The sequence below is a fragment of the Neisseria sp. GT4A_CT1 genome (genome assembly GCF_000227275.1).
GTDB lineage: Bacteria > Pseudomonadota > Gammaproteobacteria > Burkholderiales > Neisseriaceae > Neisseria.
The window spans coordinates 167,042-184,059 of sequence record NZ_JH164966.1; the positions used below are offsets into that span (position 1 = coordinate 167,042).

The following is a 17,018-nucleotide window of genomic DNA, read 5'->3' on the forward strand; positions in this document are numbered from 1 at the left end:
ACCTGACACTGACAGGCTACGGCAACAATTACGGTTTCGGTAACAACTCTGACAATACCCTGATAGGCAACAGTGGCAACAACCACTTAAGCGGTGGTCGTGGAAACGACACGCTACACGGCATGGACGGTAACGACCTGCTGATGGGCGGCGATGATCGTGACTATCTTTACGGAGATAACGGAGATGACGTGCTACAAGGAGGCGAAGGAAACGACCTGCTCGATGGTGGATACGGCAACGATACTTTAGACGGTGGCAGCGGTGCAGACAGCATGAGCGGCGGATATGGAAATGATATCTATCATGTGGACAATATAAATGATACTGTCACCGAGCGGTGGTTCGAGGGTACTGATACCATTTACAGCAGCGTTTCTTACACAGCCCCAACCAACGTCGAAAACCTGACTTTGACAGGTAGCAATAACATCTTCGGCATTGGCAATTATGGTGACAATACCCTGATAGGAAACAGCGGGCATAATCGCTTGAGTGGCGAAGAAGGCAATGATACCTTGTATGGCATGAGCGGTGACGACACACTGTCAGGCGGCAATGGATATGACTATCTCAACGGTGGGGACGGTGATGACTATCTTGCAGGCGGTTTAGGCAGCGACACCATCGTCACAGGTGCAGGCAAAGACACCGTCGCCTTTACTGCAGCAGATATCCGTGAAGGCAGTATCGATCGTTTAACCGACTTTAACTCTGATATGGACAAACTCGACCTATCTGCTATGCGTTCTCTGCTGAGTGGCAACAGCGCAAATTTGAGCTGGTCAGAGATGTTTGTTAGAAACCCTGCTTATTACGATGCCGACCGTTCTTATCTCGTGTTCGATTCGGCGCAACAAACGCTTGCCTACCGCGCAGCAGGTGCAAGCAGTAATACCGTATTTGCCAAATTCGATAGCGACCAAGCGGTATGGTTGAACGCTTCCAATATCATCGGTTAAAGATTCGCTTAAAAACGTCGTCTGAAAATCTAGCTGTAGGGTAAAGTACGTTACACCATAAAAAACTGCACTTTAGTGAACCTACTAAAGTGCAGTTTAATCTATTCTAAAGCCTAAAACACCATTTCAGACGACCTTCTTAGCAGAGAATGTGCTATTTTCTCTACTTTTTATTTGAAACAGGTTCGCAACCAGTATTACCGTTTTTAGTTGTTAACTTGGCTTTGGCCGATTCTGCATCGGTACATTTGTAGGCATTACCCAAACTATCCATCCAAACGGAAAGTTTGTAATTCGTCCCACTTTTCGGGGTAGCAAAAAGATAATAGGCTCTGCTGTGTTTAGAGTCCTTATCTTTCATTGCGCCACTGAAATCATATTTAGCCGCAACCTCAGATGTAGCCTGATATTTCTTAAAAAACCCTGTATCTCCCTCAATTTCATCTTTCATTTTGAGGGCGGGATTTTTGACCAATTTGGTTTTCAAGGAATTATTGATGATAACCAATTCAGCATGCGCCTGAGATTGATAGCCGCGTTCGATGTAATGGATATAGGAAGGGTAAGCGATGGTGCTGAGGATGCCGATAATAGCAATAACAATCAGCATCTCGACCAGCGTAAACCCTTGAAATTTAGTGATAGACGTATTCATGATTTTATCTATTTATTCATTAGCCACATAGGATTGCAGCATGACTACCGTATTTTCGTTTTTTCCCCATGCTTTAGCAGTGACGCGATAAATGGTACGGTTGTCGGTAGAATTGGTGCTTAGGTATTCGATGATATAGCGGGGAGGCTTTTTAGCCCCGCTATTTTTATCAATCGGGTATTCTCTACCATTAACATTGATACATTCTGTTTCTTTCTTAGAATGTGAATCAAGACATTCTGCATGCTTTCTTTTCCAAGCTTCTTCAACTTTGCTCAGATCTGCCTCACCTTTAACATCAATAATACCAGTTGGAGTAGTGTATTCTTTAACACTAAGCTGTTTAGCTCTGCAAAGCCCTTTGGAACATTGATCATTAAAAATCTGCGTGCCTTCTTCAATAGAATAGATATAGTCCTCACCTTCGCGTAATGCCGCCTCAGCAAGTGTAGTAGCAAATTTATGGTCGGCATCATTGGTACTGATTCGCTGCTCAGTATTGTAGGACTGGGTTGCCGTAACGACGAGTAGGGCAATGACGATCATGATCATCAGGACGATGAATAATGCAAAGCCTTTTTGTGCAGAAGCTTTAGCGGGAAGATAGTTTAGAGTAATCGGTCTGCGCATTTGTTTCCTCCGCGTACAGTTGCATTGATTTGATAGAGTTGAACTTTGTTTTCATCATTGCTTCCGCCAGCATCAATACTGCCGCTGTTCAACAGGAGTTCGATAGAGGCTGGAGTTTCATCACCAGACAGTGTCGTAGTATATTTAAATGTTTCATCTTTTGTCTTATCCTCCTGCTTCTGAGCATTTCCGGCAGGAGTTGGAGTAGGTGCAGACGCAGATGCCGTTTCACTTTCCTCAAATGTTTCAGGACAATTTTGGGTATAAAAGTAATGAATACTCATACTTTCAATTCCCTTAATCAGCAACTGCGGATTGCTCCACTCACCGTTTTTTGTCAATTGGAAACGGTAAAGACCTTTTTGCCCTCCGGCAGTACCGACAGCATAGGCATTCACCTCATGTTTCATTATGGAGATATTGCCTGCTTGGGAACTATCTGTCTTTAAAGCTGCTTTACTATCAGTAATGTCTTCTCCTGGTTTGGTAATATTTGTGCAGCTGCTGGCCACTACTGTTGCCGCATCTGATGATGCGGTATCTATGCCGTATTGGAAAATCAGCGCCTTACCGATCTGGGTAAAGTCCTTTATACCTAAAGAATCTGTTTCTCTGACAGCAGGAAGCATTTTTCCACTACCTTTAAGTTTGAGAAAATCTTTGGAACCAGAGTCAGCGATAACGGCTTGGGCATCATAGGCCGACATATTGAAACAGCCGAAATTTCCTGCCATACGGGCATCACGTACGATTTGATTTGACGCATTGCGCAAATCCTGCTGAACATTTAAGCGCGCTGTGGCAGCAGTGTTCAAACTGCGTGCAGTGAAATAGCTGGAGCTGACTGCCAACAGGACTATCATGCTCAATGCGCTTGCCACAAGGAATTCAATCAGGCTGAAGCCTTGCATGCCTGTTTTGACCGGAATGTGTGAGCGGTTTTTATTATTCATTATTTTTCCCTTACGCGTACTTGGTAGGTGTAAATGATGGAATCTTCATATGTTTTGACATCACTTGCGGCTTTACCGCCTTCCAAATCTTTAAGCCATAATACTTTGATAACAGTATCGGCACCTGCTTTTTTATCGCAATTTTCGTGAAAAGCCCCGTCATAAGTAGGCTCCTTATTCAAACTATCTTGGCATACTGAATAGTAGAACGCGGAGTCAGGAAGAGCTGCTTTCAGTTCGTCATGAAATTTACCAAGCTGTGCTTTAGCCAACTCTTCTTTTTTCATACTCTCTTTCAGCGGTCCTTTTTTCAACGGCTCAGTAGAGGAATCACCATATGTGGTGTAGTAATCCCTATAATTTTTACACCACCCTCTATCGCGCCCACCCTTGGTAGCTCCCGCTTGATGAGTATCGCATTTTTCAAGTCTAGGATTAATCAGCATCCCTTCGACTAAATTTTGAGTAAGTTGCGATACGATAGTCTGTCCTTCCGCTTCGCGAACGCTGGAAACGGTACGCAACTGGATGGCGAGCAGGGCGAGAACGCCGATTGCGAGGACAAACATGGCGACCAAAACTTCAATTAAAGTCATACCTGATTGATATGGCTTAGAGGAACTTACCGATCTCGTTTTGGCGAAACTCGTTCCGTTCGTTTTCAGATGACCTTTTGTACGTAATGTCATGGGTTTCATAGAGCTATATTTTATTATTGGGGTTGTTTGTTGGATTTTGCTTTAGATTCTGCATATTTGCAGAGATCACGTGAATCTGACTTGGAGCAGATTTCCACTCGTCCGCTACTGTCGACCAACACAATGCTGGCACGAGACTTTTTGGTGCTTTCTGTAGTTGCGGAGGAATCGGTCATGCTGATTTTGATATAGCCGTCCGAGTAGGTAAAATCTGTTTTTTTACTGGGTTTATTGACAGAATAGCCAAAAGTACCGTTCGGCTGGAATGCGAAGAAAACAGGCTGTGAATCAGAGTCTTTACCACCGAATTTGACATGATCAAATTGATAGGTGACTTTATTCGCATCCTTGGCGTTCAAGACAATAGTGCGCAGGAAAATATCCGCTCTATCATCATTGTAGTTAACATCACCACTCTTATCAGCATAGGCCAAGATGCCACTTTGATTGTATTTGGTATCACATTTATTGTCTGGAATCCCGTTTTTTCTGATTTGTACGGGACAGACATAGACAGGGAGATTGAGGCGGACTGCTTCGGCTCGTGCGAAACGCAAGAGGTTTGCCACCTGCTCTGCCTGACTGGCTGCGCGGCGGGAGGCAATCCATTCGCTCATATTGGGAAGGGCGATGGTGGCCATGATGGCGGTAATAGCGATCACGACCAACAATTCGATTAAGGTAAAACCTTTTTGTTGTGCGTACATGAGTAGTAAAAACGTCTAGAGTTAAGTAATGTGTTTTATCATCCGGCTTAGAATGTTTTTATCGCCGGTAATTATGCGGTTTGGCTCATTCTAAACGATATTGGGATGAATTGCCTAATAAAATATGAAATTTGCTTGGTTTTTAGACTGATTTGTCTCAATCTTCCATCAATGCGGATTCGGGAATGTAGGCTGCATTGTCGAATTTGGTAAATTGTCCCATCCAAGTGAGGAATACTTTCCCGACGGGACCGTTACGGTGTTTACCGATAATACATTCCGCAAGGCCTTTCATTGGCGATTCTTGGTTATAGTATTCGTCGCGGTACATAAACATAATCAGGTCGGCATCCTGCTCGATGGCACCGGACTCCCGCAAGTCGGACATCATTGGGCGCTTGTCGGTACGTTGCTCTACGGTACGGCTCAACTGCGACAAAGCAATGACGGGAACTTGCAGCTCCTTCGCCAAGGCTTTGAGGGAACGCGAAATTTCGCCGAGTTCAGAGGCGCGGTTGTCCGAGCGGCCTGAGCCTGCCATTAATTGCAGGTAGTCAATCACGATTAAGCCCAATTTTCCGTTGAACTGGCGTGCAAGACGACGGGCGCGGGCGCGCAATTCGAGCGCGGTCAAGCCCGGTGTTTCGTCAATATACATAGGCGCATCGGAAAGCTTGACTACTGCTTCGTTCAGACGACCCCAATGTTCATCTTCCAATCTGCCTGTTTTCAAGACGCTCTGATCAAGCCTGCCCACCGAACCCAGCATACGCATCACCAGTTGCGTGCCGCCCATCTCCATCGAAAATACGGCGACAGGCAGCTTGCCCTCTACGGCAACGTGTTCCGCAATATTGATCGAAAAGGCAGTTTTACCCATAGACGGACGACCTGCCACAATAATCAAATCGCCCGGCTGGAGACCTGAGGTTTTTTTATCCAAGTCGATAAACCCTGTCGACACGCCGGTCACTTCATCGGGATTTTCGCGTGAATAAAGCATGTCGATGCGCTCGACCACTTCCTTCAAAAGCGCAGGCATTTCGAGAAAGCCCTGTTTGGACTTGGCGGTACTTTCCGCAATTTGGAACACCTTGTTTTCCGCTTCATCCAAAAGCTGCCCCGCATCCCTGCCTTGCGGATTGTAGGCGCTACGGGCGATTTCGGTACCAACTTCGGCAAGCTGGCGCATAATAGAACGCTCGCGCACGATTTCGGCATAACGGCGAATATTTGCAGCAGACGGCGTGTTTTGTGCCAAGGTAATCAGATAATTGAACCCGCCTGCCGCCTCCAATTCTTCGTTACGCTCCAAACTTTCCTGAACGGTAATCACGTCGGCAGGACGGCTTTCGTTAATCAGATTGGCGATGGCGCGGAAAATCAGGCGGTGTTCGTGTCGGTAGAAGTCTTCACCGGTAACCACATCGGCGATTCTGTCCCAAGCCGAATTCTCGAGCAAAAGACCACCCAAAACGGATTGCTCCGCCTCCATAGAATGCGGCGGCAGCGACAACGCGTTGACTTCGCGGTCTTCAGACGACGTATCGGGATAATCGTTCATGGCAGTTGCTCTTAGGCTAAAATGGGAGTCCGCTATTATAGCGTAGTGGAAATCGGGTTGGCATTACCTTTGTTCTGACTTGCCTACCATCAAGAAATAGATAGGTCGTCTGAAAATTTTCAGACGACCTTTTTGCTATAATTCTCCATTTCCCCGAACCAAAAACAGGCGGCAATATGGAAGTCATCCAATACCCAAATTCCCCCTTCAAACTCCACCAACCCTTCCCACCCGCCGGTGACCAGCCCACCGCCATTGCCGGCCTGCTCGAAGGGCTTTCAGACGGCCTTGCCTATCAAACCCTGCTCGGCGTAACCGGTTCGGGCAAAACCTACACCATGGCGAACGTCATCGCCCAAAGCGGCCGACCCGCCATCATCATGGCGCACAACAAAACCCTTGCCGCCCAGCTTTATGCCGAAATGCGCGAGTTTTTCCCCGAAAACGCGGTGGAATATTTCGTCTCCTACTACGACTATTACCAGCCCGAAGCCTATGTGCCCAGCCGAGATTTGTTCATCGAAAAGGACAGCGCGATCAACGAACACATCGAGCAAATGCGCCTTTCCGCCACCAAAAACCTGATGACGCGCGACGACGTGATTATCGTCGCCACCGTGTCCGCCATTTACGGTATCGGCGACCCGACCGAGTATCAACAAATGGTGCTGTCCGTCAAAGAAGGCGACACCATCGAGCAGCGCGACATCATCGCCACGCTCGTTTCCATGCAGTACGAACGCGGCGATTTAGACTTTAAACGCGGCAGCTTCCGCGTGCGCGGCGACGTGATTGACGTGTACCCCGCCGAAAGCTCCGAAAACGCCTTGCGCATCAGCCTGTTTGACGACGAAATCGACCGTCTCGACATGTTCGACCCGCTTTCAGGCAGCCTTATCCAGCGCGTCGGCCGCTACACCGTCTTCCCGTCCAGCCACTACGTTACCCCGCGCGACACCGTATTGCGCGCCTGCGAGTCCATCAAAGAAGAATTGCGCGAACGCATCGAATTTTTCGCCCGCGAACAACGCCCCGTCGAGCAACAACGCATCGAACAGCGCACCCGCTTCGACCTCGAAATGCTCTACGAAATGGGCTTCTGCAAAGGCATCGAAAACTACTCCCGCCACTTCTCCGGCAAAAAAGAAGGCGAACCGCCGCCCACGCTGATGGACTACCTGCCCGACAACGCCATCATGTTCATCGACGAAAGCCACGTTACCGTAACCCAAATCGGCGGCATGTACAAAGGCGACGCCTCGCGCAAGCAAAACCTCGTGGATTATGGTTTCAGGTTGCCTTCCGCCCGCGACAACCGCCCGCTCAAATTCCACGAATTTGAAAAAGTCATGCCGCAAACCATCTTCGTTTCCGCCACCCCCGCCAAATACGAAGAAGAACACGCCGGACAAGTGGTCGAACAAGTCGTCCGCCCCACAGGGCTGGTCGACCCCCAAATCATCATCCGCCCCGTTGCCACCCAAGTCGATGACTTAATGAGCGAAATCAACGACCGCATCCAAAAAGGCGAACGCGTACTCGTTACCACCCTCACCAAACGCATGGCGGAGCAACTCACCGACTATTACAGCGAACTCGGCATCAAAGTGCGCTACCTGCACAGCGACATCGACACCGTCGAGCGCGTTGAAATCATTAGAGACTTGCGGCTCGGCCTGTTTGACGTACTCGTCGGCATCAACCTCTTGCGCGAAGGCTTGGACATCCCCGAAGTCTCCCTCGTCGCCATCCTCGACGCCGACAAAGAAGGCTTCCTGCGATCCCACCGCAGCCTGATTCAAACCATAGGCCGCGCCGCGCGCAACGTGAACGGCGTCGCCATCCTGTACGCCGACAAAATCACCGACTCCATGAAAGCCGCCATCGACGAAACCGAACGCCGCCGCGAAAAACAGATTAAATTCAACAAAGAACACGGCATCGTGCCGCAACAGATTAAAAAACAAGTCAAAGACATCATCGACGGCGTGTACCACGAAGAAGACGGCGGCAAAGGTCGTCTGAAAGGCAAAAACAAGGTCAAAGTCGGCGAAATCCACAACGAAGAAGACGCGATTAAAGAAATCGCCAAACTCGAAAAAGCCATGCAGCAGGCAGCTAGGGATTTGCAGTTTGAAGAGGCCGCGGTGTTAAGGGATAGGATTCGGGGGATTAAGGAGAGTTTGTTGTTTGGGGCGGAGTGATTTTATTCAGAGTGCAATTTATATTATTAACGGGAGTATTTAAATGGATTTTTCTAAATTTGAGAACCCAAAGGCAGCAAATGATTTTCTAAAAAGGAGTAAAAAAGTATCACAAAGAAAAACTCTATGCGCAGCTAACTTTCTAGGAAATTGTAATGGCATAATTACTGCACATACTTTATCTAAAAAATCAATGCTGGAACCAGTAGCCAATAGGGAGAATGAAGTATATACAATCTCTACTGTCTCCTTGGTTAACCATCAAATTAATTTAGAGAAAAAAGGGATTGGTGGGGTTTCTACTTTTAAGGGATTCTGCGGAATGCATGACAAAGATTTGTTTACTTGTCTTGACGATGATGAGTTTAAATGCACTCCCAAACAATTATTTATGCTTGCTTACCGCACAATATCTAGAGAATTGTATAAAAAAATAAATTTTCCAGAGCGCATTCCAACAAAAAAAGAATATATTAATATAATAGGGAGACGTAAATATAATAAAGAATACGTGTTATTTGTTGAAAAAATAAAAAAACACAATGAATACAGCATTCAATCGTTGAAATATATAAAAGATAAATTAGATACTCAGTTAAGAGATGAAGACTGGAACTCATTAAAAAGTCATGTTCTATTATTTGAAAAAATATCTCATCCAATTTGTGCCGCAACGGGAGCATTTCAACCGTTATTTGATATAAGTGGAAAAATAATTAACGAACCAGTTGATTATTATGATGAATATGGAGAATATTTAGGCAAGGGGTTAAAGTTAAGAACAATAATTTTCTCAATTATTCCAGTAAAAGATATGTATGTGGTAATATTTTCATGGGATAATGATGATGTATCGGAAAATTTTTTCAAATCTATTCTGAAACAAGAAAATAAATCATTGGCTGCATTTAATATCATGCTTGATAACATAGAAAACTTTGCTATATATCCTGACTGGTATGAAAATTTGGATGATAAAAAAAAGGAATTTATACAAAAAAGAATACAGAGTAAAATCAAAAATACTATTTGGAAAAATCCAGAAAAATATAACTCTATGTTAGAGATAGATGAGTTTAAAGAGATAGTTAATTGGAAATTTTTAAAATTAAAAACAAAATTAATTAATTTAAAAATTAAGATAATGCAAATGTATAACAAGTTTGGCAGGCGCAGCAAGCAAGCGTAGCCTACATCCCCACCAACCGCGTGCGTGGCTGCGCCACACACCCCACCTGCGGGTGGCACAAATTTTAAAACCGATGCGTAGGGTGTGTGCGGTACGCACGCACGCGTTATTTGCCGTTCAAACCATTGGTTCAAATTTTCAGACGACCTCAAACGTCGTCTGAAAATCTCTTAGTGCAAAGGTCGTCTGAAAACCGTGAGTCCGTTTTCAGACGACCTTTGTTTCATTTCAAGCAACAAATATAATAACGCATAGGCTGATTACTACCAGTTGATTCAAAGCCCAACGATAATCCATTAAAAAAGAATCCGACCATCATGACCTATCCGCAAGCTCTGCAACAACTTCAATATTGGCTCACAAACAGCCAATTCTCTCACACAAACCATCTAAATTTTAATGCACATCCCCTTTCAACCGATGAATTGCAGGCGATACGCGAATATACGCTAAACAGACTGCCTGAAAGCTATTATTTATTTTTACAACAATGCGGCACGGGGGATTTTTTCTATTCGTGGTACACCAGCATGCTCGATCAAACCGTATCTCAAACACCCAAAATAGAAATCTACAATCTCGCCTAACTACAAGAGCAAAACACCTATTACCAACAACTATTACGCGAAGAACTTGATGACCTACCGCCTGACGAACATCCCGACATAGGAGAAATCTTTATCATCGGCGCTCATCATAGCATGGGGGATTGGTTCGGCTTTGACCTGTCCCGTGTCGAACCCAACTTTGATATTTTTATCCACGATGCCGCCAATCCCGCCACCTATGCTGAGGAAGCCCAATGGCGACGGTTTGAAGACTGGATCATCCGTTGTGTGGAAAGCGAGGGAGAAGATACGCTTTAAACAAGCCGTAGCAAGCGTAGCAACTGTATTTTTCACCCCGTCGGGCAAAAATACCAAAACTCAAATCAAGCCGTTCGGATGCTGTTTTCGGTGATACCATTTTCGGCAAAGTAATCACGCATCCGGGCATTCAATATCGTCAGCAGTTTGCGCATACATGCCGTAACGGCAACCTTATACGGCTTACCCTTGGATAGCAGGCGTTGGTAGAAATCCCGAATAAGCGGTTCAAAACGTGTCGCTATCACGGTAGCCATATACAGTGCCTTACGCACCGCAGACCTTCCGCCGAAGCAGCGGCTTTTGAATTTGGTTTCCCCGCTCTCCCTCGGGTGCGGGGCAATGCCGACCAAACTCGCTATCCGTTTGTGCGACAGCCGTCCCAATTCGGGCAGCATCGCCATCAGCGTAGCCGTCGTTATCGAACCGATGCCTTTGATTTGTTCCGCCACTTTGGCTTTGCCGTCAAAATGCGTGTGGGTGTGGTCGTCGATTTGTTTGTCCAATTCGTCAATCAGCCGGTCAAAATGGGCAATCAGTTGTTTGACGCTTTCGGCTTGCGTTTCGTGAACCTGATGCAGACGGTTTTTCTCGGCAGTCCGCATATTCACCAGTTGGTTGCGGCGGTTAACCAACGCTTCCAACACTTCTTCCGCTTCGGTGGGCGGGTGGTAGAGCATGGGTTTGCCAATCTTCTTTCTGCGTCATCATTTGTGCGAAGAAGGCGAGCATTTTGGCATCTTTGGCGTCGGTTTTGGTCAGCGACTGCGATTGGGCAAACTGATGCGTCTGACGCGGGTTGGCGATAATCACGGCTATGCCTGAGCGGTGGATAGCTTTGGCGGCGGGGATTTCGAGACCGCCGGTGCTTTCCATCACGACGAGGGCGACGTTGTGTTTTTTAAGGTACTCGATAGTATGGGCGATACCTTTCGTGTTGTTGGTTTCGGTTTTGGTTTAGACAAAGACGAAACGGCGATGACGAAGTTTCGTTTGGCGATGTCGATGCCTGCGTAATTGTATTGGGTACTCATCATAAACCTGCCTTGCATTCGGTTGTGTTGTCTGGCAACTGTCCGGTTGTGTCGATCGGTTGCCCGACCGCTCCCTGAGCTACGCAACGGTTGTTTGCCTTGGTCGGATGCGGGTGGCGGCGGGCGGTTTGTTGCTATGATACGGGTGTTTCGATATACAAGGTCGGATACTTGTATCCGACAAAACCTTTAACACTCCCATCATTGCAATTCATTGCAGCAATGCCCAAAATGTCGGATTCGAGAATCCGACCTACGCAAAGCTTATTAAGTGCAGCCTATATGGATGTGTGAAAACAATATCCATGCCATTTGAACGCTGCCGCCTGATGATGCGGATTATTTCCGGTGCTCCAAAGGAGTAACTATAATGTTTGATTATCTGAATAAAACTCTAGATTCGAATTTCAGAAAAATTAAAATAAAAAAGATAAGCCTATCGTGGCTTTAATCAGTCAAAACTTCCTAAAAACAATAAATTGCAACAATTTATTTGAATCGATTAAACAATATCCTTTATTTTGGATAATTCTTATCGGAGAGAATTCTAGTCTTTTAGAAGATGAATTTGATAATCTTTTGGAGCAGGAATCTATCAAAAATAACAATATGTTAAATGTGGTAACAACTAATTTTCAATTTAGTGATTTAACAATAACGGATATAGAAGATATTGCTTATGAATTTTTATTTGTGCCCTGTCCGAATGGTAACTGCCAATATTTATCATTTTTAGACTTAAATCATACTACTGACAGGAAAATTTTTGATTTCATTGAAACACAGCTTAATAATAAAACAACGTAGTGGTCATAATATTTGCTTCATGATAAAAGTTATAAAACAGTTTGCACTTTGAAAGGAAGTAACCCCATGTCTAAAAAAATCAAAGCAGATTCTGAGCTTATCAAGGAATGCTACAAATGGGTCAAACACCAGTTTTTTACCCAATATGCTGCAAAACATTACGCCAAAGCAGAATTTTGTGTTGTTCAAACCAAGCTAACTGAAAGTAAAATCGGTGGATTGCCCTATCTACCCAAAGGTGATGTGGCACCGAAAAATGTAGACGGCGAAACCTTGCGTTTACTTGCTCAAATCAACTGCACTGACCTAAAAGGTCTAGAACACTTTCCTTCAACAGGCATACTGCAATTTTTCATCTTAGACAACTGGGAATTCGGTATAGAAAACGGTCGAGACGGCTACGCTGTACGTTACTATCCTGAAATTAGTGAACACTACACGGAAGCAGAACTTACCAAATACTACCAGCCTTATGCAGAAGATGACGAGTGTTTCCCTATATTGCAAGAGTGCAAGTTGCAATTCGAACTTACTGAACAAACTCCCGTTTTAGACCACGCTACCTGTGTCATGCTGTGCGGAAAATATTTGGCTGAACATAGCATAGAAGTCGATTACCGCACGAAAGAACATCTTCAGCGCGTCGTACAGCACGAATACGAAAATGAATTTAGTACATACAACAAAGAGGATGAGGATGAAGAAAATCATAGTCAATGTGGTGGCTACCCGTATTTCACACAAAACGACCCGCGCAATGAAGATAAAGGATTGGTCGACTATAATGTCCTGCTGTTCCAACTAGACAGTAGCTTTGATGAAGACGGCGAAGAAATCGTGATGATAGGCGATATGGGCGTGATGAACTTCTTTATCCGGCAAGATGATTTACAGCGTAGGGATTTTTCCGATGTACTGTATTCTTGGGATTGCTGCTAACTCTACACTTATTGCCTGAAATAGTATGAGGATTCATCTCGCATCTGTTTCAGGCTTATGACATTCCTTTGTACAAACACTATCTTTCAGACGACCTTAAAAAATAGATTTGCTTTCACCCCTAGCATAGAAAACTTTTTCATTCGTCAAATTTAGCATTCACTTCATGCGGATTGATACGGGCGTTTTCCTCCTGCCCTAAACCGACTAATTTACGCAACCGGGTCATATAGGCATTGACATCCAAACCGCGTCCGTATCGTTGCGCTTCCCAAATGGTTTCCGCCAGCGCATCCATCATGTCATGCTCGGCGCGTACCCAGTCGTTGTTATAACGTGCGCAAAGTTGCCGGTGAATCGCCCGTATGCCCGGTGGCTGATCGATGGCTGCCTGCTCTTGAAGGGAAAGATGCAGCGACATGTGCAAAAAAGGATTACTCTCCCCATCTTCCGGCAGCCAGTTTTTATCTAAATAATCTTCAATATTTTCAAGATAATGGGCGTATTCGGGATGAGATTCGATGATACGGAGGGCTTTATGTTGAAGTGCATCCAGTTGCAGCGGGGTCAGGCGATGTTTCCAAACGTGTGCGAAAAATCGGCGAACATCGTGGGTATTGACATCGTACATGATAAAAATGGGAAATCTGTTGAACCGTCTGAGGGGATATTTTAGAGATTGAGCGAAACTTGAATTTTGGCAAATAATGGATTTATAGCGAGGCAGAACCTGATGACCAGTTCTGCCTCGCTATATTTCCATTACTGCTAAAAAACCTTATTGATCCACAAACGCGCGCTCAATCAGGTAGTCGCCGCGTACGCCGGTTTTCGGAGAGACAGTCAGACCGAAATCGTCCAAAACTTTGCAGGTGTCTTTCAGCATCGCAGGGCTGCCGCAGAGCATGGCGCGGTCGTCTTGCGGGTTGATTTTGGGCAGGCCGATGTCTTCAAACAATTTGCCGCTTACCATCAGGTCGGTCAGGCGGCCGTGGTGTTCGTAGTCTTCGCGGGAAACGATGGGGTAGTAAATCAGTTTTTCTTTAACCAAGTCGCCGAGGTATTCGTGTTCGGGCAATTCTTTGGTGAAGCGGTCGTAATACGCCAAATCTTTTTTGTAACGCACGCCGTGTACGAGGATGATTTTTTCAAATTGCTCGTAAATTTCGGGGTCTTTGGTGATGCTCAAGAAAGGGGCGATACCGGTACCGGTGCTCAACAGGTAAAGGTGTTTGCCGGGATTCAGGTCACCGGCAACCAAGGTTCCGGTCGGTTTTTTGCTGATCAACACGTCGTCGCCGACTTTGAGGTGTTGCAGGCGGCTGGTCAGAGGGCCGTCTTGGACTTTAATGCTGAAAAATTCGAGGTGTTCTTCCCAGTTGGCGGAGGCGACGCTGTATGCACGCATCAACGGCTTGCCGTCCACCATCAATCCGACCATGACGAACTGGCCGTTTTCGAAGCGCAACGATTCGTCGCGGGTGCAGGTAAAGGTGAAATACGCATCCGTCCAGTGGTGTACGGACAATACTTTTTGGGTATTGAATGCTGCCATTTGAGTTTCCTGTCGGTAAATCCGTCTGAACACGCGGGTCGGGCGGATGATGGTTTTAAAAGGGTTTTCAGACGACCTGTCTCGCCTGTGAATAGATAATGCCGAATTAGAGCAAACGCACAATTTTAAACGAAAATATTTATCATCACAATGCTTGCTGTCTGGCAGAGGTCGTCTGAAACTTTTCAGACGACCTCTCGGTCAACGCATTACTTGTCTAAGGTTTCGCGGATGATTTCTTTGACGGCGGCTGCATTGTTCGGCGCGACTCGGACGCGCTGAGGCAATTTTTCCAAACCTTCCAGCGCGGCGGGGCGCGGAATGGCGACATCGCCGACGGCTTCGCGTATGGTCGCATCGAATTTCGCTGCCAACGCGGTTTCCAAACAAACAACCGTCTCCCCTTCTTCGCGCACTTCGCGGGCGACTTTTACGCCGTCGGCAGTGTGCGGGTCGATGAGTTCTTTATCTTGCTCGTAAACCTGTTTGATGGTGGCGAGGCGGTCGGCGTGGGTAGATTTGCCTGAAGTAAAGCCATATTTGCCGCCGACTTTTTCCAAGGCAAACTGCAAATCAAAGCCCTTGCCCGCCGCGACTTCCGCCCACAGCGTATTGATTTCCTGAGGATCGCGATCCATCAGGTCGAACACGAAACGCTCGAAGTTGGACGCTTTGGAAATGTCCATAGACGGGCTGGAGGTAACATAAGTATGCTCGCTGTTGCGCGGGCGGTATGCGCCGGTTTTGAAAAACTCGTCCAACACATCGTTTTCATTGGTCGCAACAATCAGGCGGCGGATAGGCAGGCCCATTTGTTTGGCGATGTGTCCCGCGCAAACGTTGCCGAAGTTGCCGCTCGGCACGCAGAAGCTGACCTGCTCGTCATTGCTTTGCGTCGCCTTGAAATAGCCCGCAAAGTAATAAACCACTTGCGCGACGATGCGTCCCCAGTTGATCGAATTGACCGTACCGATATGGTATTTTTCCTTGAACGCAGCATCGTTCTGTACCGCCTTCACAATATCCTGACAGTCGTCAAACATCCCCTTCACGGCGATATTGTGGATATTCTCGTCTTGCAGGCTGTACATCTGCGCACGCTGGAACGCGCTCATTTTACCGTCGGGCGAGAGCATAAATACATTTACGCCCTTTTTACCTCGCAAGGCATATTCCGCAGCCGAACCCGTATCGCCGCTGGTCGCGCCCAATATATTGAGTTCCCTGCCTTTTTTGTTCAACACATATTCAAACGCGTTGCCCAAAAACTGCATCGCCATATCCTTAAACGCCAGCGTCGGGCCGTTGGACAAGGCTTGGATTTTGATGCCGTCAGACAAAGTACGCACAGGCGTGATTTCCTTAGTGCCGAACGCCGCTTCCGTATAAGTACGGTTCACAATATCGCGCAAATCGTCTGCCGGAATATCCGTAACAAACAGGCTCATCACCTCAAACGCCAGCTCCGGATAGCTCAAACCGCGCCACTTGTCCAAAGTCTCGCGGCTGACCTGCGGATAATGTTCCGGCAGCATCAAACCGCCGTCGGGCGCAAGCCCCATCAACAAAACCTCGCTAAACGGTTTATGCGCCGTCTCGCCGCGCGTACTGATATATTTCATGATTTCTTCTCTATAAAAACAAAAATATTGCCAATCAAAACAGGAAACCTGCCAGCGAACCATCCGACAAGCCGCCCTATCCCGACCTTAATCCACTATAAACTTTCAGACGACCCCGATACACAGAGGTCGTCTGAAAAACATTATCTATACAAACGCTTGAAACAAGCATTGACGGTTTTCACCGTTACCGACGCAATCGCCCGATCGCGCGAAGAAGGATTCAAAACATCCATCAACTCTTGCGCGGACACCTGATTCGGCGCTTCCTCGCTCGCGCAACCACAGATTTTGTCTTCCCACTCGCGCTGTTTGTCCGCGCTCATCGTCAGCGCGACCAAACGCCACTCATTGCGCTTGTTCAACTCCGAACGGCACTGATGGTCGACCGCCATTTTCACCACGCTGCCGCCGATACCCGTACCGCCGCCCAAACCGCCGAACGCCGAGTCAGAATCATAAGCGCAACCGCCCAACAACGCCGCCACAGAAGCAACGGCAACAATCTTTTTCATATTCATAACCATCCCTTGCCGCAAGGTCGTCTGAAACGCCCCGCAAAGTCTTTAAACAAACGCGTATTATACCGTAAGCGGTGTGAGATGGGGGATTGGGGAAGGTGGGGTATAATCC

Annotated in this window: 17 protein-coding genes and 1 pseudogene; 7 read left to right on the plus strand and 11 right to left on the minus strand. The window is 46.6% G+C overall.

What is annotated here, in order from left to right:
* Positions 1-962, plus strand: a 962-nt coding sequence (locus tag HMPREF1028_RS05490) for a calcium-binding protein (RefSeq protein ID WP_283119083.1), incomplete at its 5' end; no start/stop codon positions are given.
* 163 nt (positions 963-1,125) lie between these two features.
* Here HMPREF1028_RS05490 and HMPREF1028_RS05495 read toward each other — a convergent pair.
* The 6 genes from HMPREF1028_RS05495 to dnaB form a co-directional block, all read right to left on the minus strand.
* The gene (locus tag HMPREF1028_RS05495; protein WP_009311798.1) at positions 1,126-1,617 is read right to left on the minus strand and encodes a PilX family type IV pilin; all 492 of its coding nucleotides are present in this window, start codon (positions 1,615-1,617) and stop codon (positions 1,126-1,128) included.
* A gap of 12 nt (positions 1,618-1,629) precedes the next feature.
* Positions 1,630-2,247 carry a pilus assembly protein gene (locus HMPREF1028_RS05500; protein ID WP_009311799.1) on the minus strand — a complete coding sequence of 206 codons (618 nt, stop codon included), beginning with the start codon at positions 2,245-2,247 and terminating at the stop codon, positions 1,630-1,632.
* Complete coding sequence (locus tag HMPREF1028_RS05505) at positions 2,226-3,200, minus strand: prepilin-type N-terminal cleavage/methylation domain-containing protein (protein ID WP_009311800.1); 975 nt, start codon at positions 3,198-3,200, stop codon at positions 2,226-2,228. The genes HMPREF1028_RS05500 and HMPREF1028_RS05505 overlap by 22 nt, the downstream gene beginning before the upstream one ends.
* Entirely contained in the window at positions 3,200-3,898 is a 699-nt protein-coding gene (gene pilV, locus HMPREF1028_RS05510) for a type IV pilus modification protein PilV (protein ID WP_009311801.1), read from the minus strand. The genes HMPREF1028_RS05505 and pilV overlap by 1 nt, the downstream gene beginning before the upstream one ends.
* Positions 3,899-3,912: 14 nt before the next feature.
* Entirely contained in the window at positions 3,913-4,605 is a 693-nt protein-coding gene (locus tag HMPREF1028_RS05515; RefSeq protein ID WP_009311802.1) for a Tfp pilus assembly protein FimT/FimU, read from the minus strand.
* A gap of 157 nt (positions 4,606-4,762) precedes the next feature.
* Complete coding sequence (gene dnaB, locus HMPREF1028_RS05520) at positions 4,763-6,169, minus strand: replicative DNA helicase (RefSeq protein WP_009311803.1); 1,407 nt, start codon at positions 6,167-6,169, stop codon at positions 4,763-4,765.
* Positions 6,170-6,345: 176 nt separating this feature from the next.
* Here dnaB and uvrB point away from each other — a divergent pair, with 176 nt between their 5' ends.
* From uvrB to HMPREF1028_RS15460, 4 genes are all read left to right on the plus strand, one after another.
* On the plus strand, positions 6,346-8,373 hold the full coding sequence (gene uvrB, locus HMPREF1028_RS05525) for an excinuclease ABC subunit UvrB (protein ID WP_009311804.1): 2,028 nt from the start codon (positions 6,346-6,348) through the stop codon (positions 8,371-8,373).
* Positions 8,374-8,416: 43 nt separating this feature from the next.
* Positions 8,417-9,562 (plus strand): hypothetical protein, encoded by a 1,146-nt coding sequence (locus tag HMPREF1028_RS12940; protein WP_009311805.1) that lies wholly within the window; start codon positions 8,417-8,419, stop codon positions 9,560-9,562.
* A gap of 317 nt (positions 9,563-9,879) precedes the next feature.
* A complete protein-coding gene (locus HMPREF1028_RS15455) occupies positions 9,880-10,149 on the plus strand; it encodes an SMI1/KNR4 family protein (protein ID WP_009311806.1) in 270 nt (89 codons plus the stop codon).
* 114 nt (positions 10,150-10,263) lie between these two features.
* Positions 10,264-10,428 (plus strand): hypothetical protein, encoded by a 165-nt coding sequence (locus tag HMPREF1028_RS15460; RefSeq protein WP_009311807.1) that lies wholly within the window; start codon positions 10,264-10,266, stop codon positions 10,426-10,428.
* 65 nt (positions 10,429-10,493) lie between these two features.
* On the opposite strand, the pseudogene HMPREF1028_RS05540 reads toward HMPREF1028_RS15460, so the two are convergent.
* Positions 10,494-11,462, minus strand: a pseudogene (locus HMPREF1028_RS05540) (IS110 family transposase).
* A 441-nt stretch (positions 11,463-11,903) separates the two neighbouring features.
* On the opposite strand from HMPREF1028_RS05540, the gene HMPREF1028_RS05545 reads away from it, so the two are divergent.
* Positions 11,904-12,269, plus strand: a complete 366-nt coding sequence (locus HMPREF1028_RS05545; RefSeq protein ID WP_232203803.1) for a hypothetical protein — start codon at positions 11,904-11,906, stop codon at positions 12,267-12,269.
* Positions 12,270-12,335: 66 nt separating this feature from the next.
* Entirely contained in the window at positions 12,336-13,208 is an 873-nt protein-coding gene (locus HMPREF1028_RS05550) for a YwqG family protein (protein ID WP_009311810.1), read from the plus strand.
* Positions 13,209-13,347: 139 nt separating this feature from the next.
* On the opposite strand, the gene HMPREF1028_RS05555 is transcribed toward HMPREF1028_RS05550, so the two are convergent.
* The 4 genes from HMPREF1028_RS05555 to HMPREF1028_RS05570 form a co-directional block, all read right to left on the minus strand.
* Positions 13,348-13,839 (minus strand): DUF1841 family protein, encoded by a 492-nt coding sequence (locus tag HMPREF1028_RS05555; protein WP_009311811.1) that lies wholly within the window; start codon positions 13,837-13,839, stop codon positions 13,348-13,350.
* 147 nt (positions 13,840-13,986) lie between these two features.
* On the minus strand, positions 13,987-14,763 hold the full coding sequence (locus tag HMPREF1028_RS05560) for a ferredoxin--NADP reductase (RefSeq protein ID WP_003756710.1): 777 nt from the start codon (positions 14,761-14,763) through the stop codon (positions 13,987-13,989).
* A gap of 209 nt (positions 14,764-14,972) precedes the next feature.
* Positions 14,973-16,385 (minus strand): threonine synthase, encoded by a 1,413-nt coding sequence (gene thrC, locus HMPREF1028_RS05565; protein WP_009311812.1) that lies wholly within the window; start codon positions 16,383-16,385, stop codon positions 14,973-14,975.
* Positions 16,386-16,528: 143 nt separating this feature from the next.
* On the minus strand, positions 16,529-16,900 hold the full coding sequence (locus tag HMPREF1028_RS05570) for a hypothetical protein (RefSeq protein WP_036529330.1): 372 nt from the start codon (positions 16,898-16,900) through the stop codon (positions 16,529-16,531).
* Between the last annotated feature and the right edge of the window lie 118 nt (positions 16,901-17,018).